The 18084-nt window shown below is 71.0% G+C and carries 27 protein-coding genes; 1 reads left to right on the forward strand and 26 read right to left on the reverse strand.

The window, feature by feature from the left end; translation table 11 throughout:
* Nucleotides 1–4 precede the first annotated feature (4 nt).
* The 13 genes from E6U81_RS19445 to E6U81_RS19505 all read right to left on the reverse strand — a co-directional run bounded on the left by E6U81_RS19445 (nt 5) and on the right by E6U81_RS19505 (nt 8781).
* Nucleotides 5–2473, reverse strand: coding sequence for a hypothetical protein (locus tag E6U81_RS19445; protein ID WP_136231363.1), 2469 nt, complete (start codon nt 2471–2473; stop codon nt 5–7).
* Between the two features lie 149 nt (nt 2474–2622).
* Nucleotides 2623–3093, reverse strand: a complete 471-nt coding sequence (locus E6U81_RS19450; protein WP_136231364.1) for a hypothetical protein — start codon at nt 3091–3093, stop codon at nt 2623–2625.
* The gene (locus E6U81_RS19455) at nt 3090–3569 is read right to left on the reverse strand and encodes a hypothetical protein (RefSeq protein ID WP_136231365.1); all 480 of its coding nucleotides are present in this window, start codon (nt 3567–3569) and stop codon (nt 3090–3092) included. The genes E6U81_RS19450 and E6U81_RS19455 overlap by 4 nt, the downstream gene beginning before the upstream one ends.
* Before the next feature lie 64 nt (nt 3570–3633).
* Nucleotides 3634–4065 carry a minor capsid protein gene (locus E6U81_RS19460; RefSeq protein WP_136231366.1) on the reverse strand — a complete coding sequence of 144 codons (432 nt, stop codon included), beginning with the start codon at nt 4063–4065 and terminating at the stop codon, nt 3634–3636.
* Entirely contained in the window at nt 4058–4408 is a 351-nt protein-coding gene (locus tag E6U81_RS19465) for a minor capsid protein (RefSeq protein WP_206309968.1), read from the reverse strand. The genes E6U81_RS19460 and E6U81_RS19465 overlap by 8 nt, the downstream gene beginning before the upstream one ends.
* Nucleotides 4405–4719 carry a hypothetical protein gene (locus E6U81_RS19470; RefSeq protein ID WP_136231367.1) on the reverse strand — a complete coding sequence of 105 codons (315 nt, stop codon included), beginning with the start codon at nt 4717–4719 and terminating at the stop codon, nt 4405–4407. Before E6U81_RS19470 ends, E6U81_RS19465 begins: the two co-directional genes overlap by 4 nt.
* Nucleotides 4713–5132: a hypothetical protein gene (locus E6U81_RS19475; protein ID WP_136231368.1), complete on the reverse strand. Its 420-nt coding sequence runs from the start codon at nt 5130–5132 to the stop codon at nt 4713–4715. The genes E6U81_RS19470 and E6U81_RS19475 overlap by 7 nt, the downstream gene beginning before the upstream one ends.
* A 12-nt stretch (nt 5133–5144) precedes the next feature.
* Nucleotides 5145–5654: a hypothetical protein gene (locus E6U81_RS19480; protein WP_136231369.1), complete on the reverse strand. Its 510-nt coding sequence runs from the start codon at nt 5652–5654 to the stop codon at nt 5145–5147.
* Nucleotides 5645–5953: a hypothetical protein gene (locus E6U81_RS19485; protein ID WP_136231370.1), complete on the reverse strand. Its 309-nt coding sequence runs from the start codon at nt 5951–5953 to the stop codon at nt 5645–5647. Before E6U81_RS19485 ends, E6U81_RS19480 begins: the two co-directional genes overlap by 10 nt.
* Nucleotides 5954–5963: 10 nt before the next feature.
* The gene (locus tag E6U81_RS19490) at nt 5964–6551 is read right to left on the reverse strand and encodes a hypothetical protein (protein WP_136231371.1); all 588 of its coding nucleotides are present in this window, start codon (nt 6549–6551) and stop codon (nt 5964–5966) included.
* Nucleotides 6548–6928: a hypothetical protein gene (locus E6U81_RS19495; RefSeq protein ID WP_136231372.1), complete on the reverse strand. Its 381-nt coding sequence runs from the start codon at nt 6926–6928 to the stop codon at nt 6548–6550. The genes E6U81_RS19490 and E6U81_RS19495 overlap by 4 nt, the downstream gene beginning before the upstream one ends.
* Nucleotides 6928–7992 carry a major capsid protein gene (locus E6U81_RS19500; protein WP_136231373.1) on the reverse strand — a complete coding sequence of 355 codons (1065 nt, stop codon included), beginning with the start codon at nt 7990–7992 and terminating at the stop codon, nt 6928–6930. Before E6U81_RS19500 ends, E6U81_RS19495 begins: the two co-directional genes overlap by 1 nt.
* 15 nt (nt 7993–8007) lie before the next feature.
* On the reverse strand, nt 8008–8781 hold the full coding sequence (locus E6U81_RS19505) for a hypothetical protein (protein ID WP_136231374.1): 774 nt from the start codon (nt 8779–8781) through the stop codon (nt 8008–8010).
* Between the two features lie 205 nt (nt 8782–8986).
* On the opposite strand from E6U81_RS19505, the gene E6U81_RS19510 reads away from it, so the two are divergent.
* Nucleotides 8987–9181 (forward strand): hypothetical protein, encoded by a 195-nt coding sequence (locus E6U81_RS19510; protein ID WP_136231375.1) that lies wholly within the window; start codon nt 8987–8989, stop codon nt 9179–9181.
* Between the two features lies 1 nt (nt 9182).
* Here the strand turns inward: E6U81_RS19510 and E6U81_RS19515 are convergent, their stop codons facing one another.
* The 13 genes from E6U81_RS19515 to E6U81_RS39915 form a co-directional block, all read right to left on the reverse strand.
* Nucleotides 9183–10331 (reverse strand): phage minor capsid protein, encoded by a 1149-nt coding sequence (locus E6U81_RS19515; RefSeq protein WP_136231376.1) that lies wholly within the window; start codon nt 10329–10331, stop codon nt 9183–9185.
* Nucleotides 10332–10349: 18 nt separating this feature from the next.
* Complete coding sequence (locus tag E6U81_RS19520; protein WP_136231377.1) at nt 10350–11903, reverse strand: hypothetical protein; 1554 nt, start codon at nt 11901–11903, stop codon at nt 10350–10352.
* A gap of 30 nt (nt 11904–11933) precedes the next feature.
* The gene (locus E6U81_RS39900) at nt 11934–12095 is read right to left on the reverse strand and encodes a hypothetical protein (protein ID WP_240803909.1); all 162 of its coding nucleotides are present in this window, start codon (nt 12093–12095) and stop codon (nt 11934–11936) included.
* The gene (locus E6U81_RS19525; protein WP_136231378.1) at nt 12092–13384 is read right to left on the reverse strand and encodes a PBSX family phage terminase large subunit; all 1293 of its coding nucleotides are present in this window, start codon (nt 13382–13384) and stop codon (nt 12092–12094) included. Before E6U81_RS19525 ends, E6U81_RS39900 begins: the two co-directional genes overlap by 4 nt.
* A gap of 21 nt (nt 13385–13405) precedes the next feature.
* Complete coding sequence (locus tag E6U81_RS39905) at nt 13406–13924, reverse strand: helix-turn-helix domain-containing protein (RefSeq protein WP_168714673.1); 519 nt, start codon at nt 13922–13924, stop codon at nt 13406–13408.
* Nucleotides 13925–14136: 212 nt separating this feature from the next.
* The gene (locus E6U81_RS19535; RefSeq protein ID WP_136231379.1) at nt 14137–14430 is read right to left on the reverse strand and encodes a hypothetical protein; all 294 of its coding nucleotides are present in this window, start codon (nt 14428–14430) and stop codon (nt 14137–14139) included.
* A 221-nt stretch (nt 14431–14651) separates the two neighbouring features.
* The gene (locus tag E6U81_RS19540; RefSeq protein ID WP_168714674.1) at nt 14652–15095 is read right to left on the reverse strand and encodes an NUMOD4 motif-containing HNH endonuclease; all 444 of its coding nucleotides are present in this window, start codon (nt 15093–15095) and stop codon (nt 14652–14654) included.
* Nucleotides 15088–15567 (reverse strand): DUF6221 family protein, encoded by a 480-nt coding sequence (locus tag E6U81_RS19545; protein ID WP_136231381.1) that lies wholly within the window; start codon nt 15565–15567, stop codon nt 15088–15090. The genes E6U81_RS19540 and E6U81_RS19545 overlap by 8 nt, the downstream gene beginning before the upstream one ends.
* 8 nt (nt 15568–15575) lie before the next feature.
* Complete coding sequence (locus tag E6U81_RS39910) at nt 15576–15713, reverse strand: hypothetical protein (RefSeq protein ID WP_168714675.1); 138 nt, start codon at nt 15711–15713, stop codon at nt 15576–15578.
* A gap of 77 nt (nt 15714–15790) precedes the next feature.
* Nucleotides 15791–16384, reverse strand: coding sequence for a hypothetical protein (locus E6U81_RS19550; RefSeq protein ID WP_136231382.1), 594 nt, complete (start codon nt 16382–16384; stop codon nt 15791–15793).
* Complete coding sequence (locus E6U81_RS19555) at nt 16381–16884, reverse strand: hypothetical protein (protein ID WP_136231383.1); 504 nt, start codon at nt 16882–16884, stop codon at nt 16381–16383. Before E6U81_RS19555 ends, E6U81_RS19550 begins: the two co-directional genes overlap by 4 nt.
* The gene (locus E6U81_RS19560) at nt 16884–17846 is read right to left on the reverse strand and encodes an iron-containing alcohol dehydrogenase (RefSeq protein WP_136231384.1); all 963 of its coding nucleotides are present in this window, start codon (nt 17844–17846) and stop codon (nt 16884–16886) included. Before E6U81_RS19560 ends, E6U81_RS19555 begins: the two co-directional genes overlap by 1 nt.
* A gap of 73 nt (nt 17847–17919) precedes the next feature.
* Nucleotides 17920–18084 carry a hypothetical protein gene (locus E6U81_RS39915; RefSeq protein ID WP_168714676.1) on the reverse strand — a complete coding sequence of 55 codons (165 nt, stop codon included), beginning with the start codon at nt 18082–18084 and terminating at the stop codon, nt 17920–17922.

The raw sequence follows: 18084 nt of genomic DNA on the forward strand, positions 1-18084 counted from the left end.
CCTCCTACTGCTCGAATGCGGTGATGACGGAGCCGCGTCCGTCGGTCTGGACGATGCTGCGGATCAGGGCCTTGAGGCCGTCGGGGCCGACGAACTCGATGACCGTGCGGCTCGGGCCGCCGCCGTAGCCGCCCGCGCCTGCGCCCGCGAGGGCCATGCCGGGGATCGCCCCGGTGAGGCCGCCGAGCTGCGCCTGCAGCGCCGGGATCCGGTCGTCTACGCCGCCCATCAGGCCGTCCATGAGGAGGCGGCCAGCGGGCCGGAGCAGACGGGAGTCCCGCTCGGCGGGCCCCTTCCAGTCCGGGATCATGTCGGTGACCGACCCGAGCTTGCCTTTCAGGGCGCTGATCTTTGACGAGACGCCGTCAATCAGGCCCTGAATCAGGCGCGAGCCGGCGTTCCAGAGCACGCTGCCGAGGTCGCCGAGCGCGTTGCGGGCCATGCTGGGCAGCTCGCGGAGCTTGGCGATGGCCTCGTCCCGCTTCTGGCGGACGCCTTCGTTGAAGCGGCCGCCCGCCTCCTGGACGCGGGACCACAGGGCGCCCGCCAGGCCGGCCAGCGCCTCGGACGCCTTCGCGGGTAGCTCCCGGAACATGCGGATCCAGGCGTCGACAATCCCGCTGACCATGGTTTTGGCGGCCTGCCAGGCGCCGGAGAAGTCTCCGGCGAGGATGGCGGCGATCATCTGGAAGGCGGGGATGACGACGCCGGAGACGACGGCGGCGAGCTCGTTGCCGAAGACGCTGGCGAGCTTGGCGACCAGGCCGATGACCATGGTCAGGACGGGTGTTGCCTTGGTTAGGACGTCGGCCGCCAGCAAGATCAACTGAGCGATGACGGGGCCTAGAGCTACGAGCAATTGGGCAAAAATACCCGCAAGTTGAGCGACTAGAGGGGCGAAGGCTGCCGTCTGCTCCGACAGGATCGGCAGGACCGCCGACGCCAGTACACCCAGGGCGTCGACGATGGGCTGGATCGCAGGGATCAAGGCGGCCAGAATCGGCTGGAGCGCAGACGTCAAAATTCCGGCAAACTGCGCCACAAGTGGGGCAAGTTGGGTGAAAATAGACGCCGCGAGAGACAGGAGCGGAACCAAGGCAGGCAGGAGCCCAGACACCAGCGCACCGACCACACCGAGCAGCGGCGACGCGGCATCGATCAAGGCCCCTACGGCAACCGCCGCGACCTGCAGAACAGGGCCGAGGGCAGCGATGGTCGAACTGAGGATCGGGCCGAGGGCGGCTACCAGCCGCTGTATCGGTGGGCCAAGGGCGGTAAAAATGGGAGCAATGGCTCGCAGGGCCTGCGCGAAAAGCGGGGCGACGGTCGTTCCGACCACGGACATCGTCTCGAAAATCGCCCGCAGCCCGGCCTGCACGCCGGGGCTCGCGAAAGCCGTCGCCAGGGCGCCGGAGACGTCCCGGAGGACGCCGAGCATGCCGCCGCCCTCCGCCTGCGCGGCCCCGAAGACACTGCCGACGATGGAGAAGACGTTCCCGGCGACCTCGCCGATCTGCTTGATCAGGCCGATGGCCTTCTCGATCGCGGCCTCCACGCGGCCGTCCTCGAACGCCTTGCTGAACTTGTCCGAGAGAGAGTCCGCGCCCTCGCCCGCGCGCGCCGTGAGCCGGGCGAACGCGGGCGCGGCCGCCGCACCGACCTGGGTGAGGCCGAGCATGAGCTGCGACGGAATCCGGGAAAGGTTGGTGAGGCCGATGTTCGCGCCGGAGATGGCCTGCCCGAGGACACCGGACTTGGACATGCCGACGGCGGTGTTCCCGATGTTCCGGCCCATCAGGTTCAGGGCGCCAGCCGCACCCGTGAGACCGTTCTTCAGGACGGGCAAGGTGTGCTTGCCCATGTCCTTCAGGATTCCGTCGAGGCCCTGGAACAGGCGCTCCTGGACGCCCTGCTGCAAGGCCTTCAGCTGGGGCTGAAGGGTGCGGATCTCCCCGACGAACGCGCGGGCGTTCGGCGACAGCTTCTTCAGGGCTTCCGCGTACGCCTGCGGGTTGGACGGGTCCAGCGCCGCGGACACAGCGTCCTTGACGCCGACCATGCCCAGCTTCAGGGCCTTCGTGGCGAGCTGGACGGCGATCAGACCGGTCACCGCCAGACCGGCGGCCGGAGCGATCTGCGCCACGGTCGCGCCGAGCCCGGCCACCAGCGGCACCGCTACGCCCAGCCCGGCCCCAGCCTTCAGGATGGTCGCCGCGATCCCGCCGAGCCCGCCGGCCAGGCCACCGAGACGGCCCAGACTCAGGCCGAACCCCCGGCTGGACTCCTCGGCGTCGGCGAAGCCCACCGAGATGCGTTCGCTGAGGCTGGCGAAGGTGCCGTCGAGTCGGCGGAGGCGGCCCTCGGTGTCCTGCTGGAAGCCGCGCATGGCCAGTTCGGCCTCGCCCAGGCCGCGGGTCATGCCGCTGCTGTCGGCCTCGATGTTCGCGACCAGCTCGCCGACGTTGAGTGCCATGGGTCCCCCTCCGGGCTACGTGCGGCCGCCACGGAGGCCGAAACGGATCTGGTCGGGGTCGTCGATGACGGACAGCTCGTCGCCTGCCACCCGCTGGAACGCGGACTCAGGGGAGAGGCCGTTGAGGAGCTGCCAGAACTCGCGTTCGCCTAGGTACGGGAGGTCTTCCGGCCGGAGGCCGTACTCGCGGCGGAAGTCCGCGACGATCGCCCACCAGTGGCGCGTGACTGCGATCTCCGTGCGGCTCGGTTCCCGGTTACCGCGGCTGCCGCTTTTCCCGGGTCCGGGCTGTTCGCGACCTCGTAGGCTTCGCTGAACGTGACGTCACGGCCGCTGCCTTGCAGGTAGCCCCACATGATCGCGACGAGGAGCCCGTTGGCACCCATGCCGTTGTCGACCCACTGATCGAACACGCCGTCGCCATAGAGCAGCGCGACGACCGGGGCGAAGTCCTCGACGTCGGATTCGGAGCTGAGGTGTCCGGCCATCCTCTTGAAGCCGAGCGGCACGTCGTCGGGCACCTGCACCTCGACGCCCTGGATGATCTCGGTGCGTACCCCGAACTCCTGGGCCTTGAAGTCCTCCCAGGACTGCGCCTTCCCGGCGCGCGCGCCGGTCACGGCTTGGCCGCGGTTGTCGACGGGCCGGAGCGGGTCACGGTGACGGACCATGTGGCCTTGTCGTTGTTGCCGCCGCCCTGGTCGCCGAGCTGGAACGTGGCGTCCGCCCATACCTCCCAGGTGGTGTCGCCGGGGGCTGCGAACCGGAACCCGCACTGGCTGTCGGCGCCGAGCCGGGCGGCCTGCGCCTCCGCGAGGGCCATCGCCGGGTCGAGGGCGCCGGTGGACGGGTCCTTCAGGCGGAAGCCCTCCAGCGTGATGGACATGCCTTCCTGCATGTTCTCCGTCTCGGCGCGGCCCTGGCTGCCGAAGGTGGTGGTGTCGACGGCTTCGTACTCGAAGCTGCGGGAGAAGGTGTTGATGCCGCCGACCCCGGAACCGGCCGACGCCGTCCGGAAGGCGGTCCAGGTGCCGGGGCTGAGGAAGTCTTCGATCTCGAAGAAGCAGTCCCTCGCGTTGTACTTCTGCGGTGCCATGGGGTCCTCCGGGCATGGCGAAGAGCCCACACGGCGCGGCCGGCGGGCTGGACAGGATGGGTGGTCAGGACCGGTGGACGGTCGTCTCGCGGGTCTCGAACTCGAAGTTCACGACGTGCTCGAAGCGCCGGTTGTCGTCGGCGCCTAGGGACTCTGGTGCGGCCTGGAGGGCGTGGCAGGAGATGACGTTGGTGCCGTCCGGGAGGATCACCGGGCCGAGGCCGTGGAGCTCCGAGCGGATCGCCTTGGCCCGGCGGCGGGAGACCCGCGGGTCGGTGGTGCCGCGGACGCGGATCTGTACGCGGGGCTGGTCGTAGGGGAGGAGGCTGTCGGGTTCGGGGCCGCCGTAGCCAGTCAGGACCACGCACTGGTCGGGCGTGGACGGCATGCCCTCCATGAAGAGGTCGCCGCCGACGTCGTCGGGTGTGTAGGTGACGAGGTCCCGCTCGTGCAGGTAGAGGGCCACGCCGTGGAGGAGGTCCGGGTCATCAGCCACGCAGCCACCTCCACAGCGAGACCCGCATCAGCTCGCGTACGGCGGCCGCGGACTCCAGGAGGGCGAGTTCCAGGTACTTCGCGCGGCGGCCCGGCAGGTGCTTCCATGTCAGCTCTTCGTGCTGGCGGCGGGCGTACACCGTGTCGTACTGGACCTGCCCGTTGAGGCCGTCGCGGACGACGCGGCCGGAGCGTTCGAGGGTGCCCTCACGCAGCGGCACCGTCTTGTTGGACTCGCCGAGGACATGCTCCAACGACTTCTGGACGCCTTCCTCGGCGAGGCGGCGGCCGCGGCTGGTCCACAGCCGGTCGCCGTCCCACCGCATCGTGACGCGCTGACTCATTCGAGAGTCACCTCCCTGTGATCCGGGGTGGGCAGCCCCCCGCCGTCGTGGAGCTGCGAGGTGATGACCGAGGCGACCCGCCCGGACGGCGTGGTCACCCGGGACTCGGGCGGGCAGGCCTGCGTGGGCAGCAGGTAGACGGTGGTGGAGGCGGTGACCTCCTCGCCCTGCTGGTTGCGGACCGTGCGGACCTTCTCCTCGACGAACGCCCGCGCGACCACCGGGGCCGCGTACTGGGGGCCGTAGGCGGAGTCCCCCAGGTAGGCCTCGATGGACACCGTGTGCCGCAGAAGCCAGCCGGGGATCACCACGTCGACACCGCCCCCAGCTGGAGAAGGTCCGGCGTGAGGTCCGGGTTGCGGAGTGCGTCCCCGACCGCCGGGGCGACCTGCCGGCCGGGCGCGTCGGCGCCGGACACGGATGTGACCGAACGGCCGAGCTGCACCCCGCCGATCTTCACGTTGCCCCAGCCGACTCCGGCCGCGCCGGTGGTGTCGCCGACCTCCACCCCCCACAGTGCTTGCGCGCACGTGGCGTCCGCGAATGCGGCGGCGACGAGCGCGTTGGAGGGGAGGCCGGCGTCGGTGACGTCGTACCGGCACATGCGGAACACCTGCGCGTCGAGGAAGCTGCTTGCGGCGCGCAGCCGGTGGTCGATGTCGGCGGGAGGGGCTTGCCCGGTGTAGTCCTCGTACTGGTCGGCGGTGGCGTAGACGCGGGCCATGGCCGCCACCTCCTACGCGCTGTTGCCGACGATGATCACGTCATAGGTGACCGAGGTCGAGCCGGCCGAGTTGGCGACCTTGATGAGGTCGGCGGTCGTCGCGGTCACGACCATGCCGGTCGCATCCGCGCTGCCGGACATCGCCGCGAACGTCGCTCCGGGCCGCAGGGTGATCGTCCCGGCCGCGTTCAGGAGCCCCACCCAGTCCGCCGAGGCGTTCGCGCCGACGACCACGTTGTTGGTGTTCCCGGCGGCCGCCGAGATGAGGATGAACTTGACCCGCGCGAACGAGGTAGTCGTCCCATAGGCGTCCGTCAGGGACCCGGCAAGGTCGAGTGTCTCCGTCGCCGACGCAGACAGCGTCCGGGTGTCGGCGAAGATCCGGTCGGCCTTGCCCGCGCCGCTGCCGCTTTCGAGGTGGACGCCGTACCGCTTGATCAGGTCATCGGCAGCGCTGCTGAGGTCGCTGGCCTTCGTATTGCGCACGGTGGCGCTGATGCCGAAATCGCTGGTCACGGCCATTCCGGATCCTCCTCGGGCTGCTCGTCCGCCATGTCGGCGGTTTCGTCGGTGGTCTCGTCGGGCTCCACCTCGGCCTCGACGGGGGCCGGTTCAGGCACGTCGAGCGGGACGACCACGTAGCCGGGCTCGGCCCGAAACCAGGCCAGCGACCGGGCCTGGTTCTCGGTGACGACGGCGTGCCCGTTCGCGAAGCCCACGCCCATCACGCCGCCGGTGACCGCCCCCGGCGCGGTGACCGCGTACCGGGCGGGCGGCACCGGCGGCGGTGCGGGCGGGCTCTCGATCTCTTCGGGAGCCACGTCGTCCACCTCAGGTGATCTCGACGTACGGCACGAACTGCTTGGCCGTCGGTGTCGCGATCGTCGCCGGGGCGGTCGTGGTCAGCGAGGACCCGGACGACTGCGACAGGGCCCGCTCACCGGTCGCGATGGCCGGCGCCGCGATCGTCCCGAGCAGCGTCGGTACGGCGGTGGCCTTGACCATGATCCCGACGTAGTAGATCCCCGACTCGGTGATCGTCTTCGGGGCCGCCAGGGCCTTCGTCATCGTGGTGTTCGCCGCCCACGCAGTCGACGTCTGGTCGGCGGTCTGGCCGAGCAGTGCCGGGGTGGCCGCGTTGGAGTACAGGGCGAACCACCAGTTGGTGGGGGTGTCGGCCGCCGTCGCGCCGGACCGGAAGGAGATGTTCGTGACGACGTCCCCGGCGGCCAGGTAGATCGGCACCGACGTCATGACCTGGGTGGTCAGCGCGACCTGGCCGGTGTCACCGGCCGAGTCGTACAGGCCCGTCCGCGGGAGGTTCCGGCGGAAGAACGTGTCCGCCGAAGCCGGGTCGGAGGAGTTGAGGTGCATGAGGGCGTCGCGGACGTTGCGGATGTAGCCGCCGAGCTGCGTCACTGGCTCGATCCCTTCTTGAGGATGGTGGCGCGGGCCTCGCCCGCGGCTTCGGCGGCGAGCACGCGGGCCCGCTCGTCCTCGTCGGCGTCGGCCAGGTAGGCCAGGACATCGACGACGGTGTGGCCAGACGGGTCGAAGGCCTCGGCCGGCTCCGTCGGAGCCGGTTCCGGGGTGGTCTCGGGCTCGACCGGGGCGGCCGGTTCAGGGGCCTCGTCGGCCTGCTCCGGCTCTGCCTCGGTGACGCGGTAGCCGCGCCGACGGAAGTAGGCCAGGGCCGCGGCGTGCACGGTCGCGTCCAGCGTGGCCTCACCCCGGGTGAATGCCACACCGGCGACCTCGCCGGAGAACTCCGGTTCGGGAGAGTTGATGGTGAGCATCAGGCCACCTTGATGTTGCGGAGCGCCCCGCAGGCCTTGACGTTCCGGAGCACCATCGCGGCCGGACCCATCTCGATCTCGCCGCTCTTGACGGCGCCGGCCTGGCTGAAGTCCGGCATGAACGTCTGGACCAGCGGGTTCCCAGCCACTGACGCACCGTGGAGCGCGTCCAGGCCGAAGCTGGCCGCGTACAGGTCCGTCAGGTTCGTCGAGGTGCCCGAGTCCGCGGAACCGCCGTGCGCGCGGGTCTCGTTCGGGATGATCGGGGCGCTGCCCATGGCGTTGTCGCCGAGGTCGACGAGGACCCACGGCCCGTACGTCTCGATCTGCCGGCCGAGGTCGTCGCGGGTCTGGGTGTAGATCCCGGCCCAGCGGGCGAGCGCCCGGAGGCGGGTGATGGAGCGGGTGTTGCCGAGGATGGCCTTCACGCCGGGCGGGAGGGCGCCGGGCATGCCCTGGTCGCCGCCGCCGGTGTGCGACGGGACGATCCGGGACAGCCACTCGTCGACGACGTCGAGCATCGCCATGGCCTCGGCCTGCGTGTCGATGGTGCCCCGGGTGAAGTCGAGGATGCCGGTCGTGATGCCCTCGGTGAGGGGCACGTACTCGGTGGATGCGCCGGTGAGGGACTTGTCGAGGCCGTCGTAGCCGTTCGCGTCGACCGCGGTGTCGCCGTTGATGAGCTCGTCCTGGAAGCGGGTCCGGGTCGCGGTCAGGAGCTGCTGCATCTGGAACGAGACCTCGTTGGAGGCAGCCTGGCCCAGCCGCGCCAGGACCCGGTCGACGCTGAAGCTGCCGCCGAGCGGCTTGAGGGTCACCGTGTACTGCTGGCGGGCCGCCTGGCCGGGCGTGTACTCGGAGTTCATCGCGCGGAACTGGGCGGAGCGGGCGGCGGTGAGGCGGGTGTAGCCGTAGGTGAGGCTGGAGCCGCCGGTTCCCGGGGTGACCGTGTCGTCGAAGACGATCTGGTCGAGGAGCCAGCTGTAGCGGCGGAGGTTGTCGATGACGGCGTAGTCGACGTCCGCCGCGGTGTTGACCTGGGCCTGAGCGAGGGTGATGGGCACGGGGTCCTCCTGTGGTTACGTGCCGAAGCTGCCGCGCACGGCGGCGGAGAGTGAGGTGGGGCGCTGGCGGGTCGAGGCCTCGCCGGTGCCACCGGAGAGGTCGCCGCCGGACGCGGCCGCGGCCTGCGCGGCGCTGAAGGCGGGGTTGTCCTTGACCGCGGTCTTGATTGCCGCGTCGAGGGCGGCGGTGAATCCCTTGTCGGAGGGGTCCAGGTCGCCGATGTCCCGCAGGAACGACCGGGAGTCGAGGAGCGCGGCTGCGCGGGCGCCGGCCTTGTCGGCGCGGGACCACACGGCGAGCTCGACGTCCTTCGCCCGGATGATGCCTGCGCTCTCGGTGAGCTTGGCGTCCTTCTGGCTGATCGCCTCGGCGAGGGCCTTCGGGTCCGGCGGGCCGTCGTCCTTGACGAGGCCGAGTGCCTTGCCGAGCTTCGCGGTGAGGTCGGCGACGGCTGTGTCGGCGGCCTGCTGCTTCGCGGCGGTGCGTTCCTTCGCCGCTTCCTTCCGGGCGTCGGCGAGGTCCTTCTCCAGCCGCTTCACGGTGGCCGAGAGGTCGTCGCCTGCGGCCGCCTGGCCGGTCTGCTGCCCTGCGGCGGCTTGGCCGCTGCCGCCGGTCGTGTCTGCGGAGGTGTCGGCGCCGGTGCTACCGGCTGCGTCGCCGCTGCCGGATGCGGATCCGTCGCCGTCCCCTCCGTCCGCGTACAGGAACGGGGAGAAAGGGCCGTGGCCGTAGGGGTGTGCCCAGCCGGTGGCGATGAGCCGGTGGCGGGGGAGGAAGCGTCGGGTCATGGGTGCCCTCCAGGGCATGGGGCGCCCGCACCTGGCGGGTCGTCGGGGATGGCTCGGGGTCCGCGCCTGGCGGTCCCCGGGGGTGGTGCATGCCGCGCGGTGGCGGCTTCAGGAGTGACCCGCGCCAGGCGGATCGGTGTTCCCGGCCCGCACCAGGCGGGCCGAAGTCTGTTCACGCCGGGGCGGGGTGCCCTACGGTCACGTGATGGGAATCAACAGGTCTCTGCTGCCGACGAACGAGCCGTGTCCCCGCTGCGGAATCAACAAGGTCTCCGAGCGCCAAGAGCGAGCCGCCTGGGGCGGAGCGTCTCAGGTGAAGATCGGTAAGCCGTACTGCGCCAACGGCTGCACGCAGCAACAGCTCGAGGAGTTCGAGCGGGAGCAGGCGGGCGAGGCGTAGCTCACCGCGCGCGGCCGATCTGCTCGCGCGCGGGCTGGCGGACGATGTGCTCGTGCGCGGCCACGTGCTCCCGCGCGGCCTTCTGCCACGCGCGGACCTTCGCCGCGGCCTTCTCCCGAGCCTTGTCGTCCAGCGCGGCGGCCTGACGGCGCTTCCACTGCCGGATATGCCGCTCGATCTCACGCTGCCGCTGCGTGTCCTCGTACGTCGTCCCCGGCGTCGGATGGTCCGGCGGCCGAGTCGTCACCCCGGGCAGGTACAGCGCCAGGGAGTGCCGGCAGTTCGGGTGGAACAGGCCGGCGGCGCGGGCCTCCGGCAGGCTGCCCGCGATATGCACGGCCACCGTCGTCGGTGGCCGCAGCATGCCGCGCAGCCCGGTCGGCTGGACGGTGTGCTCGGTGCGGACGGTACGCGGCCCGGACGGCCCCGACAGGGCCAGCACCTCGCCCTCCCACGGCCTGCATACCTCGCACTCCAGCGGGGCGTTGGACACGATGACCAGGCCTTGGCCGACCTCGGCCATGGCGTCGATGTGCCCGTCGATCGCAGCGCGCGCGGTGACGGAGCGGACGGCCATCTCCGCGTACGCGGCCAGCTCCCAGGCGTGCCCGCGGGAGTCGACGAACCCGGTGACGCCGCGGCGTGCGAACTCGTCGAGGGCCCGCTGTGAGGCGTCCCGGCGGGTCATGCCGGTCAGGAGCTGCGTGCCGGCCGCCCGGGTGGTGACCTTGCGGAACACGTCGAGGATGGCCCGGGTGATTCGCTGGTACAGGGGTCGGGTGTCGGCCGCGTAGGAGGCGGCGAGCCGGTCGACGGCGGGCGCGCCGGGCAGGATCCGGCGGGCGTGAAGCTCCCGGCCGATGTCCAGCGCGCCCATCTCGGCCACGGCCGCCTGCCTGCCGCGCCCGTACGCCGTGGCGAGGGCCTCCGCGACAGCCCCGTTGGCGTCCTGCTGCAGGGCGTCGGTGACGGTCTCGATGGCCTGCCGTAGGTCGCCGATGGACCGGAGTTTCAGCTCGGCCCAGCGGGGGCTGTCGATGCCCTGGGCGAGGGCGTCGCGGAGGATCTCGATCAGGGCGAGTTCGGCATCCGAGTAGAGCATGGTGATGGCGGCGGCGAGGTCTTCGGCGAGGGCCGGGGAGACGGGCATCAGGTCCGCCTCCCCGGGCTACTCGGCGGCCGGTGTTCCGAAGCCGGGGGTGCCGGGTCCTTCGGCGCCGACCGCGGTCGGGTCGGCGACGTCCCGGCCGGACTCCTTGAGGATCCGCCGGACCTCGGCCTTCTGGTCGTCGGCGTCCATGTCCGGGTTGACCAGCGCCACCAGGGTCTCCGTCGACGCGGCCTCCGCGCGACGCAGCAACTCGGCCGACTCTGCGAGGACTTTGGTGTCGTCCTGGACGGAGTCCCGGAAGTGGACCCGCGGCCGCTCGACCTCGACAGTCGGCAGGCTCGGGAACATAGGGGAGGCCTCCAGGATGAGGAGGGTCTCGACGATGTCCGCGATGCCGACGGCCTCCAGCTCGGCCTTCCGCGCGCGCGTGGACATCGAGCGGGCCGTGCGGGCCTTGATCTCCGTCGCGGTGGCCGCGGTGCCGTCCTCGGTGTCCCCGAACGTCCCACCCGAGTAGCCGGCGGTGCGGATGACCTTGCTGGACAGGTCGGCGATCGTCTCGCGGTGGGAGAGGTGGCGGATCTCGAACTGGTTGAGGGTGATCTGGTGGTCGGAGGTGGGCGGGATGTTCATCGGGGCGTAGACCTCGCGGTCCTCCCACGACACTCCCTGTCCGGGCCCGCCGGACTGGAGGTAGCCGGCGGGGACGAGGATCCGGGACCGGGCGAGGCGGACGTCGCGCATCCAGCTCGTGTACACCTCGTCGATCGCGGACAGGAACGTCTCGCTGCCCTGGTAGTCGCTGGTGCCGAGGCTGGCGGCGCCGGGCAGGTCGTGCCAGTCGGGGGCGGCGACAGTGTTCGGAATGTAAGTGCTGGCGAGCCGATTGCCGATCGGCAGGGTCTGCTCCGGCAGGAACCCGGCGGTCTCCGTGAACGCGCTGAGGTCGAGGGGCTTGCCGAGGTTGTCCTCGGTGCCCTCGTACACGCCGTGGAGAATCTTCCCGGGTTCGTGGCGTTCCAGGTGGCGGATGACTTTCTGGCCGTCGACGCCGAGGACGGTCCAGTAGGTGACGGCGCGGAGCCGGCCGTGGACGAAGGTGGGGGCGGCGCCGTCGGCGCGGACGAGGCTGATCCACGGCCGGTCGCTGATGGTGAGGTCCCAGACGATGCGGAGGTAGGCGCCGCCGAGCGCGGCGGACATCTCGCCCTGTGCGAGGAGGGTGCGGCGGAGGCCGTCCTCCATCAGCTGCTCCAGCCGTTCCCGGGTGCCGGTGTTATCGGTGAGGAGCGTGGGGGGTTCGGAGAAGAGGAGGTCGGAGCTGGTGCGGGCGAGGTCGCGGGCGAGCGGCAGGTGCAGGTTGGCGCGCTTCTCACCGAGGGGGGTGGGTTCGCCCCAGAACCAGCGCGCGACGGTGCCGACGAGCCCGCCGCGGTACTGCGACGGCCGGTTGGCGGGGGTGCCGTAGCGGGCGGTGTCGCGGTGCCGGTTCTGGTAGCGGTAGGTGAGCCGGTCGGGGTTGGCGGAGTACCAGGCGGACCAGGTCTCGATGTCGGAGCGGACGGCGGGGTCGATCGGCGGCCACGGGGCGCCCTTGTCAGGGAGCGGCATCGGGCACCTCCGGGTCTCGGGTTGTGGCCATCAGCTGCGGTCCAACTCGACGACGGGCCCGGCGTAGTTCAGCCAGCTGCAGGCGAGTTCGTCGTAGCGCTCCATGAGCGGCAGGTTGGTCATCTCCAGCTCGGCGGCCTCCAGGAGGCGCGCGGCATTGTCGAGGGCCTGCTCGGCGGTCGGTCGGCTCACGCTGCCACCTCCAGCTTCGGGCGGAGCAGGGGCCGCCATTCGTGGGACGTCGAGTGCAGGGCGTACCGCAGGGCGTCCACGCTGTGGTCGTCGACCTTCAGCGGCTTGTCCTCGCCCTTCTCGGCCGCCTTCGGGTCCCAGGCATACGAGCCGATCTCGGAGAGCAGGCCCTTGCAGGAGCGGTGCACGGACAGCGCGTTGGAGCCGAGCGCCACGCCCACGGAGCGGATGCCGTCCCGCACGTCGTTCTGGGCCTTCGCGACGCCGGGAACACCGTCTGCCCACAGCTGCGTCATGAACGACGCCGCGGACGGGTCGACGAACACCCACTGCGGCGTCACCCCGCGGCCGCCGCCGTGCTCGTAGCTGCCGAGCCAGTCCCGGAACGCCTCGCTGTACGCCGCGTCGGTGAGCTGCCGGCGCGCGGTGCGCGAGTCGTGCCGGTACTCGGAAGCCACGTAGAGGCGGCGGTCCGTACCGACGCCCACGAGGAGTGCCGACAGGGGGTTGATGGTGCCGTAGTCGATGCCCACGCACATCCACCGGTCGATCGCGGGGATGATGTCGACGACGTGGCGGGCGTCGTCCCACATGTCGTAGACGACGCCTTCGGCAAGGCACCATTCGCCGAGGACGTACCGCTTGTAGAACAGCCCCTGATATTCGATCTTCAGGTTGGCGACGTACGCGGCCGGCAGGTACGGGTTGTCGTCGAGGCTGAACGAGAACCGGTGCAGGTCGATCGCGTCGGCGGCCTGCGACTCGGCGATCGTGCCGTCGCGGCGAACGTGCAGGCGGGCCCGGTCGAGGAACTTCTTCTTCAGCCAGTGGTTGGGGCCCTCGGGGTTCGTCGTCCCGAACCACTGGGCGCCGTCGATGCTGAGACGGGTGCCGAGCATCGAGAAGAACGTCTCGGGGAACGTGGTGACCTCGTCCAGGTAGGCGCCTGCGAGTGTGAGGCCCTTGATCTTCTCGGCGGCGCGTTCGTCGTTGGCGCCTGCGGTGTAGATGGTCCGGCCGAGGAGTACCAGCTCGCCCGCGCCGGCCTTGTAGACGCAGCGCTTCGGCCCCAGCATCTCGATCATCGGGTCGATGATGTTCCGCTTCAGGGTGCGCTCCGTCTTGCCGACCATCAGCAGCGGTCCGGCGGGGCCGGTGCGGACGTATCGCAGCCACACCATGATCGAGCTGATGGTCTTCGAGGAGCGGACCGCGCCCTCCCACAGGTTTCCGCGAGCGGTGGCGAGCTGGGTGGAGCGGAGTTGCTTCCCGGCGAGGGCCTTGTACATGGCAGGCCCCCTCGCGGTCGGCTACTCCGGCGCCGGGGTGCCGCCCATCATTCCCCTCAGCCACTGGTCGACGGCGGCCATGCCCTCGGTCTCGGTCTCCGGCGGTACGAGGCGCAGGGCCTGCGCGGAGGCGGCCGTGGCGGCGGCCATCAGCGCCCGCTTGTCGGCTGGCGGAGGCTCGGCGACGGCGTGCTGTTCGTAGGTGTTGTCCTTGCCGCCGAAGTTGTAGACGACGGTCGGCTCCCACAACTGTGCGGAGAGGCGAAGGGCATCGTCGGTGAGGGCGTCGGCGAGGATCGCGCGCTTCTCTTCCAGCTCGGCGCGGCGCAGCTTGGCTTGGGCGGTGCGGTGCGCGGTGGCGGTTTCGATGCCGGTGAGGTCGAAGGTGAGGCCCATGGCGGCGCAGTGGTTGGAGATGACGCGGCCGTTGCGGCCGAGGCGGCGGGCGATTTCGTTGCGGCCGTGGCCTTCCGCGTGGAGGCGGCGGATTTCGGCGAGGTCGGCGTCGGTGATGGGGTTGCTGTGTTGGTTGGCGCCCACGGGTCACCTCCGGTGGTATGGGGCCCGCCGTCCGGGGCTCGACCGCAGTGGGGTGCGGGAGTCCGGGCCGGACGACGGGGTCTGGGTATGCATCAGCCCCGCGCGGTGGCGGGGCTGACGAGGGGTTTCTGCGTCCGGGCACGCCGGATCTGCGGCCCATGATGGGGCACAGCCAACCGGTTTTGCAACTAGGCGCAAAACGCGGGCGAGGTCTATGCAGGCGCCGGGCCGGTCCCCGTGATCTTCAAGGTCCAGACGGTCCCGTTGAAGCTCGGGAACACGAACGCCTGGCCCGTGCGCCCGTCGGCGAGCCGGAGTTCGGTGGGGTCGTTCCTCGTCATATCCGGGGGTGTGAAGCCAGCGGGCTTGTTCTGGACGTGGAACGAGAGGGAGCCGCCCCATGACTGCAAGCGTCCTGAGGGCCCGTCTTCTCGGAGTCGAGCATCTGGGTAGGTGACGCCGTCGATGGTGAGGGGGCCGCTGTAGTGGAACGGTGCGTCGCTCATGTGCTCATCATCTCCATGGGGTCTGCCATCGGGGAACGGAAGAGCCCCACCGCACGGGGGACGTGGCGGCGGGGCTCTTCCAGGTAACCCCGGCTGGAGTGGGAGGCCGGGGTGCCCCCAGGTGGTGGCGTCACGCTACTCCCGGACTGGCCGGAACAACACCCCTCGTGCTGGCCTGATTCAGCTGGTGGGCCGCCATTCGCCGCGGTAGTCCTGGTGGATCATCGGTAGCACGCCTTGCAGTAGCGCGCGTTAGGGCGTGAGGGCGTGACGCGGGTGTTCTCCGAGGTGTATTCGTGGCCTTGCGGACAGTGCGTTCGGCTTGCCGTGGGGTGGGTGCCGTGCCGCACCGCGTCGAGCAAGTTGTCGCTGTGTGTTCCGTAGGCCAAGTTCTCTGCGGAGCAGTTCAGCCTGTCGCCGTCGAGGTGGCGAACTTGAGCTTGGGGCGGCCGAGGTCCCAGGAAGGCGAGAGCAACAAGCCGGTGCACCTCGTGGGTTGTCTGCACGCCGCCAGCAACGAGGCTGACGGCCCAGTAGCCCCGTGCGTTGACCTTGAGTTTGAGCAGGCCGCCCCGCGTACGCGGTCTGGCCTTGGAGTTGATCTGCCCGGTGTCGCTGACTTCGTAGGTGTGCTCGTACCCGGGTATCGGCCGCCATTCAGCCACGCCATTCCTCCTTGAAATCATCGTGTCCGGCGTAAGGGAGAGCGAGCGCGCGGAGGATCGGGCACGCGTTGACGTCGGGTGTGATCGGGTCGTCCATGTTGTCGAGGCCGCACCCGGCGCACCGCCGGTCGTCTTCCGGTGCTTCGCCCTCTCGCAGGCCGAGGGCGGCCATCTTGGGGGAAACGACGGCGGGGATGTTGTGCAGGAGGAGGATCCGCCGCTTGGCGTCGACCTCGGCGAGGACACGGGCCGGATCATGGCGGGCGATGTGAAGTCCGTCAGCGGTGGTCTCGAAAACCGGCGCTTCGCCGCTCCAGCGGGATCCGCCCACGACGACTACCGATTCGTCGGCGGTGAGGATCTGCTCGGCGTGCCTCTCGTCGTCCAGGACCCAGGGGCCGCCTGTTGCTGCTCGGGCTGCCTGCTCGTCCTCGTCGAGGCGGGCGCGGAGGAACTGCACGAGGTCGTCCATGCCGTCCATCATCCCTCCTTGCGGGCGCCCGGGACGGGCTTCGGCGGGGTCGGGTAGTGCCTGCCGCGGGACGCCGAATACGTCGTCTCGTGCCGCGGATCCGGCCGGGTTTCGGGCTTCATGGGCATGGTCTTGCGGAGTGCCATGATGGCGGTCCTGTCTCTCGTGAGGTGACGGGGTCCCGGGGCGGCCGGTAGCTGCCAGGCGGCGGCCGCCCCGGAGTTCAGACGGTGTACGCGCGGCGCTCGCCCGGGACCCGGACGACGCTGCCGCTGTGGCCGATGGGCTCTACACGCAACCCCTCTCGGGGGTCGGCCGGGGCCGCGTTGTTGGCGTTGGTGTTGGCGCCTGAGCTGCACAAACAACCCCCAGAAGGGGCACCGCTCCCGGCGCCGGGAAGGGGCGGCACATCGTCGCGGTGGACGCCCGGCCCGTTCTTCCCGGCCGCGCGCACCCCGTCCCGGATGCGGATGCCGGCCTCGTCGAGGAGCGCGCGGGCAGCCTTGGTGTCGGGCAGCCCGGCGGCGTCGGCGAGCTGGGTGAGCCGCACGTGCTGGCCGCCGTCGGCGAGGCGTTGGAGGACGCTGACGATGTCGACGGCCTCGGCGTCGCCTGGCTCCTCGTCGCGCTTCTGGAACCGGGCGGTCAACGCTCGTCCGCGGCGGACTGCCTGCGTGGCGAGCAGGCCGGCCACGAAGTACGCGGACTCGGGTACGGCGTAGGCCACCGTGCTGGCCGCGGCCAGGCCGACGGCGAGGACGCAGCCACCAGCGACTCGGTTGCCGCCCGGCTCCTCCTGCTGCTCCTCGGCGGTCACGAGATCATCCCGGTGAGCCAGGCTCCGGACAGGTTCGCGGCGGATGCGAGCGGGACGGCGGCGTAGCGGGCGATGCTGCCGGTGAGGCCGAGGCCGATGCCGGAGAGCCAGCCGCGCCATTTCGAGCCGGCGGCGCCGCGCCGGCGGCGGGCGATGAACCCGGCGAGGATGAGCAGGGTCATGAACAGGCCGCCCTGGGTGAGCGGTGCGGCGGCCGAGCCGGGTGCGGTTCCGCTCTGGGCGCCGACGCCGTAGATCAGGATCCCGTCGCCGAAGGTGTTGAGGCCCCACAGGGCGGTGTCGCCGAGCCAGCCGACGAGGCCGCCGACGACCATGACGGTGAGGGCGCCGATGGCCCAGCAGAGGAGGAAGGGGAGGAGGTCGCCGAGGTGGGGGAGGGCGTTGCTCTGGAGGGTCTTGAGGCCGGGGTACCAGACGGCGATCTCCCAGACGAGGAAGATCAGGCCGAAGAGGACGGCGCCGAGAGTGGGCGTGATCATCAGTTGTAGCCCTCCCCGCCCTGGCCGATGCCGGGCGCGTTCTTCTTGCGGGACAGGACGGTGCGGACGTAGGACTCGCCGACGGTGAGGCCCGTGGTGCGCTTCACGCGCTCCACGACCGCAGCAGCTTTCGCATCAGGGCCCAGCGCTGATGCGGCGTCGAGGATCGCGCTGCTCTTGTTGATGGCGGGCGGCGCGCTGACCTGCGGCGCATCAGGCGCATCGTCACGCTGCACGGTGATGCGCTCGGGTGTGGCGCCGAGGACGAGAGCGACCTGGACGGCGGACACGTGGACGCCGTAGGAGGTGAGTTCCGCGGCGAGTTCGGCGGGAGGGACGGTCGGGGTCGCGGAGTGGGCGAAGCGGATCGCGTCGGCCGGGTCCATGTCAGCGAAGGTGCGCCGCAGAACGGCTGATGCGCTGCGGTCCACGGGGTGATGCGGCTGCGGCGGCGGTGATGCGCTGCTGGCCACGTGGGTAACGGCGCGCTTCTTGGTGGCGGCCCACGCGTCTTCGGTGGCGAGGAGCCAGCCCCACATCCCGTACCGGGGCAGGGTGACGGGGGTGTCGCCTGCGGCGGCGCGGTTGCGGGCGCGGACCCCGGACCAGGCGAGGCCGGTGATGAGGAGCAGCGCGACGGTGGGGGTGGCGAACAGCAAGGTTGCGCCGAGACCGCCGTCGATGTGGACGGCGTGCAGGCGGTTGAGGTAAACGGAGACGCCGGCCATGCCGAGCGTGGCGAGGTGCGGTCCGAGGGCGGACCGGCTTTCCTGGACGGCCTGCCCGGCAAGGTAGAGCGCGGCGATGGCGGTTCCGTCGTAGACAGCGGCGGTGAGGATGGCGAGGCCGTGGGGCACGCCGTAGATGCCGTGGGCGACGACGTAGAGGGACCAGGCGGTGATGCCGGCGGCGGATGCGCCGATGAGGGCCAGGCTGGCCCACCAGATGATGCGGGTGCGCACGGTGTGCTCCGGGGGCGTGTGGTGGGCCGGGCCGCGCGGGGGGATGGCGCGGCCCGGCCGGTCTGGGATGGGGTCAGGCCTGGCGCCAGGTGCCGGCGATGGCGCCAGCGGCGTACGTGTCGTACTCGACGGCTGCGGCGTAGTCGCCGGCGGCGCGGGCTTCGTCGGCGAGCTGGGTGTAGAGGGCGGCGGCCTGCCGGGCGTGGTCCTGGGCCTGCTGGCGGCGGGTGGCGTTCAC

It is taken from the genome of Streptomyces sp. A0592 (assembly GCF_004795115.1).
GTDB classification, from domain to species: domain Bacteria; phylum Actinomycetota; class Actinomycetes; order Streptomycetales; family Streptomycetaceae; genus Streptomyces; species Streptomyces erythrochromogenes.

Coding starts and splice junctions, on each gene's coding strand:
- E6U81_RS19510 (WP_136231375.1), top strand. CDS start 8,987: ATGGGAATCAACAGGTCTCTGCTGCCGACGAACGAGCCGTGTCCCCGC.
- E6U81_RS19555 (WP_136231383.1), bottom strand. CDS start 16,884: ATGATCACGCCCACTCTCGGCGCCGTCCTCTTCGGCCTGATCTTCCTC.
- E6U81_RS19545 (WP_136231381.1), bottom strand. CDS start 15,567: ATGGACGACCTCGTGCAGTTCCTCCGCGCCCGCCTCGACGAGGACGAG.
- E6U81_RS19495 (WP_136231372.1), bottom strand. CDS start 6,928: ATGCTCACCATCAACTCTCCCGAACCGGAGTTCTCCGGCGAGGTCGCC.
- E6U81_RS19505 (WP_136231374.1), bottom strand. CDS start 8,781: ATGACCCGACGCTTCCTCCCCCGCCACCGGCTCATCGCCACCGGCTGG.
- E6U81_RS39910 (WP_168714675.1), bottom strand. CDS start 15,713: ATGGCACTCCGCAAGACCATGCCCATGAAGCCCGAAACCCGGCCGGAT.
- E6U81_RS19475 (WP_136231368.1), bottom strand. CDS start 5,132: ATGGCCCGCGTCTACGCCACCGCCGACCAGTACGAGGACTACACCGGG.
- E6U81_RS19525 (WP_136231378.1), bottom strand. CDS start 13,384: ATGTACAAGGCCCTCGCCGGGAAGCAACTCCGCTCCACCCAGCTCGCC.
- E6U81_RS19445 (WP_136231363.1), bottom strand. CDS start 2,473: ATGGCACTCAACGTCGGCGAGCTGGTCGCGAACATCGAGGCCGACAGC.
- E6U81_RS19480 (WP_136231369.1), bottom strand. CDS start 5,654: ATGGCCGTGACCAGCGATTTCGGCATCAGCGCCACCGTGCGCAATACG.
- E6U81_RS19535 (WP_136231379.1), bottom strand. CDS start 14,430: ATGAGCGACGCACCGTTCCACTACAGCGGCCCCCTCACCATCGACGGC.
- E6U81_RS19515 (WP_136231376.1), bottom strand. CDS start 10,331: ATGCCCGTCTCCCCGGCCCTCGCCGAAGACCTCGCCGCCGCCATCACC.
- E6U81_RS19520 (WP_136231377.1), bottom strand. CDS start 11,903: ATGCCGCTCCCTGACAAGGGCGCCCCGTGGCCGCCGATCGACCCCGCC.
- E6U81_RS19465 (WP_206309968.1), bottom strand. CDS start 4,408: ATGAGTCAGCGCGTCACGATGCGGTGGGACGGCGACCGGCTGTGGACC.
- E6U81_RS19455 (WP_136231365.1), bottom strand. CDS start 3,569: ATGGCACCGCAGAAGTACAACGCGAGGGACTGCTTCTTCGAGATCGAA.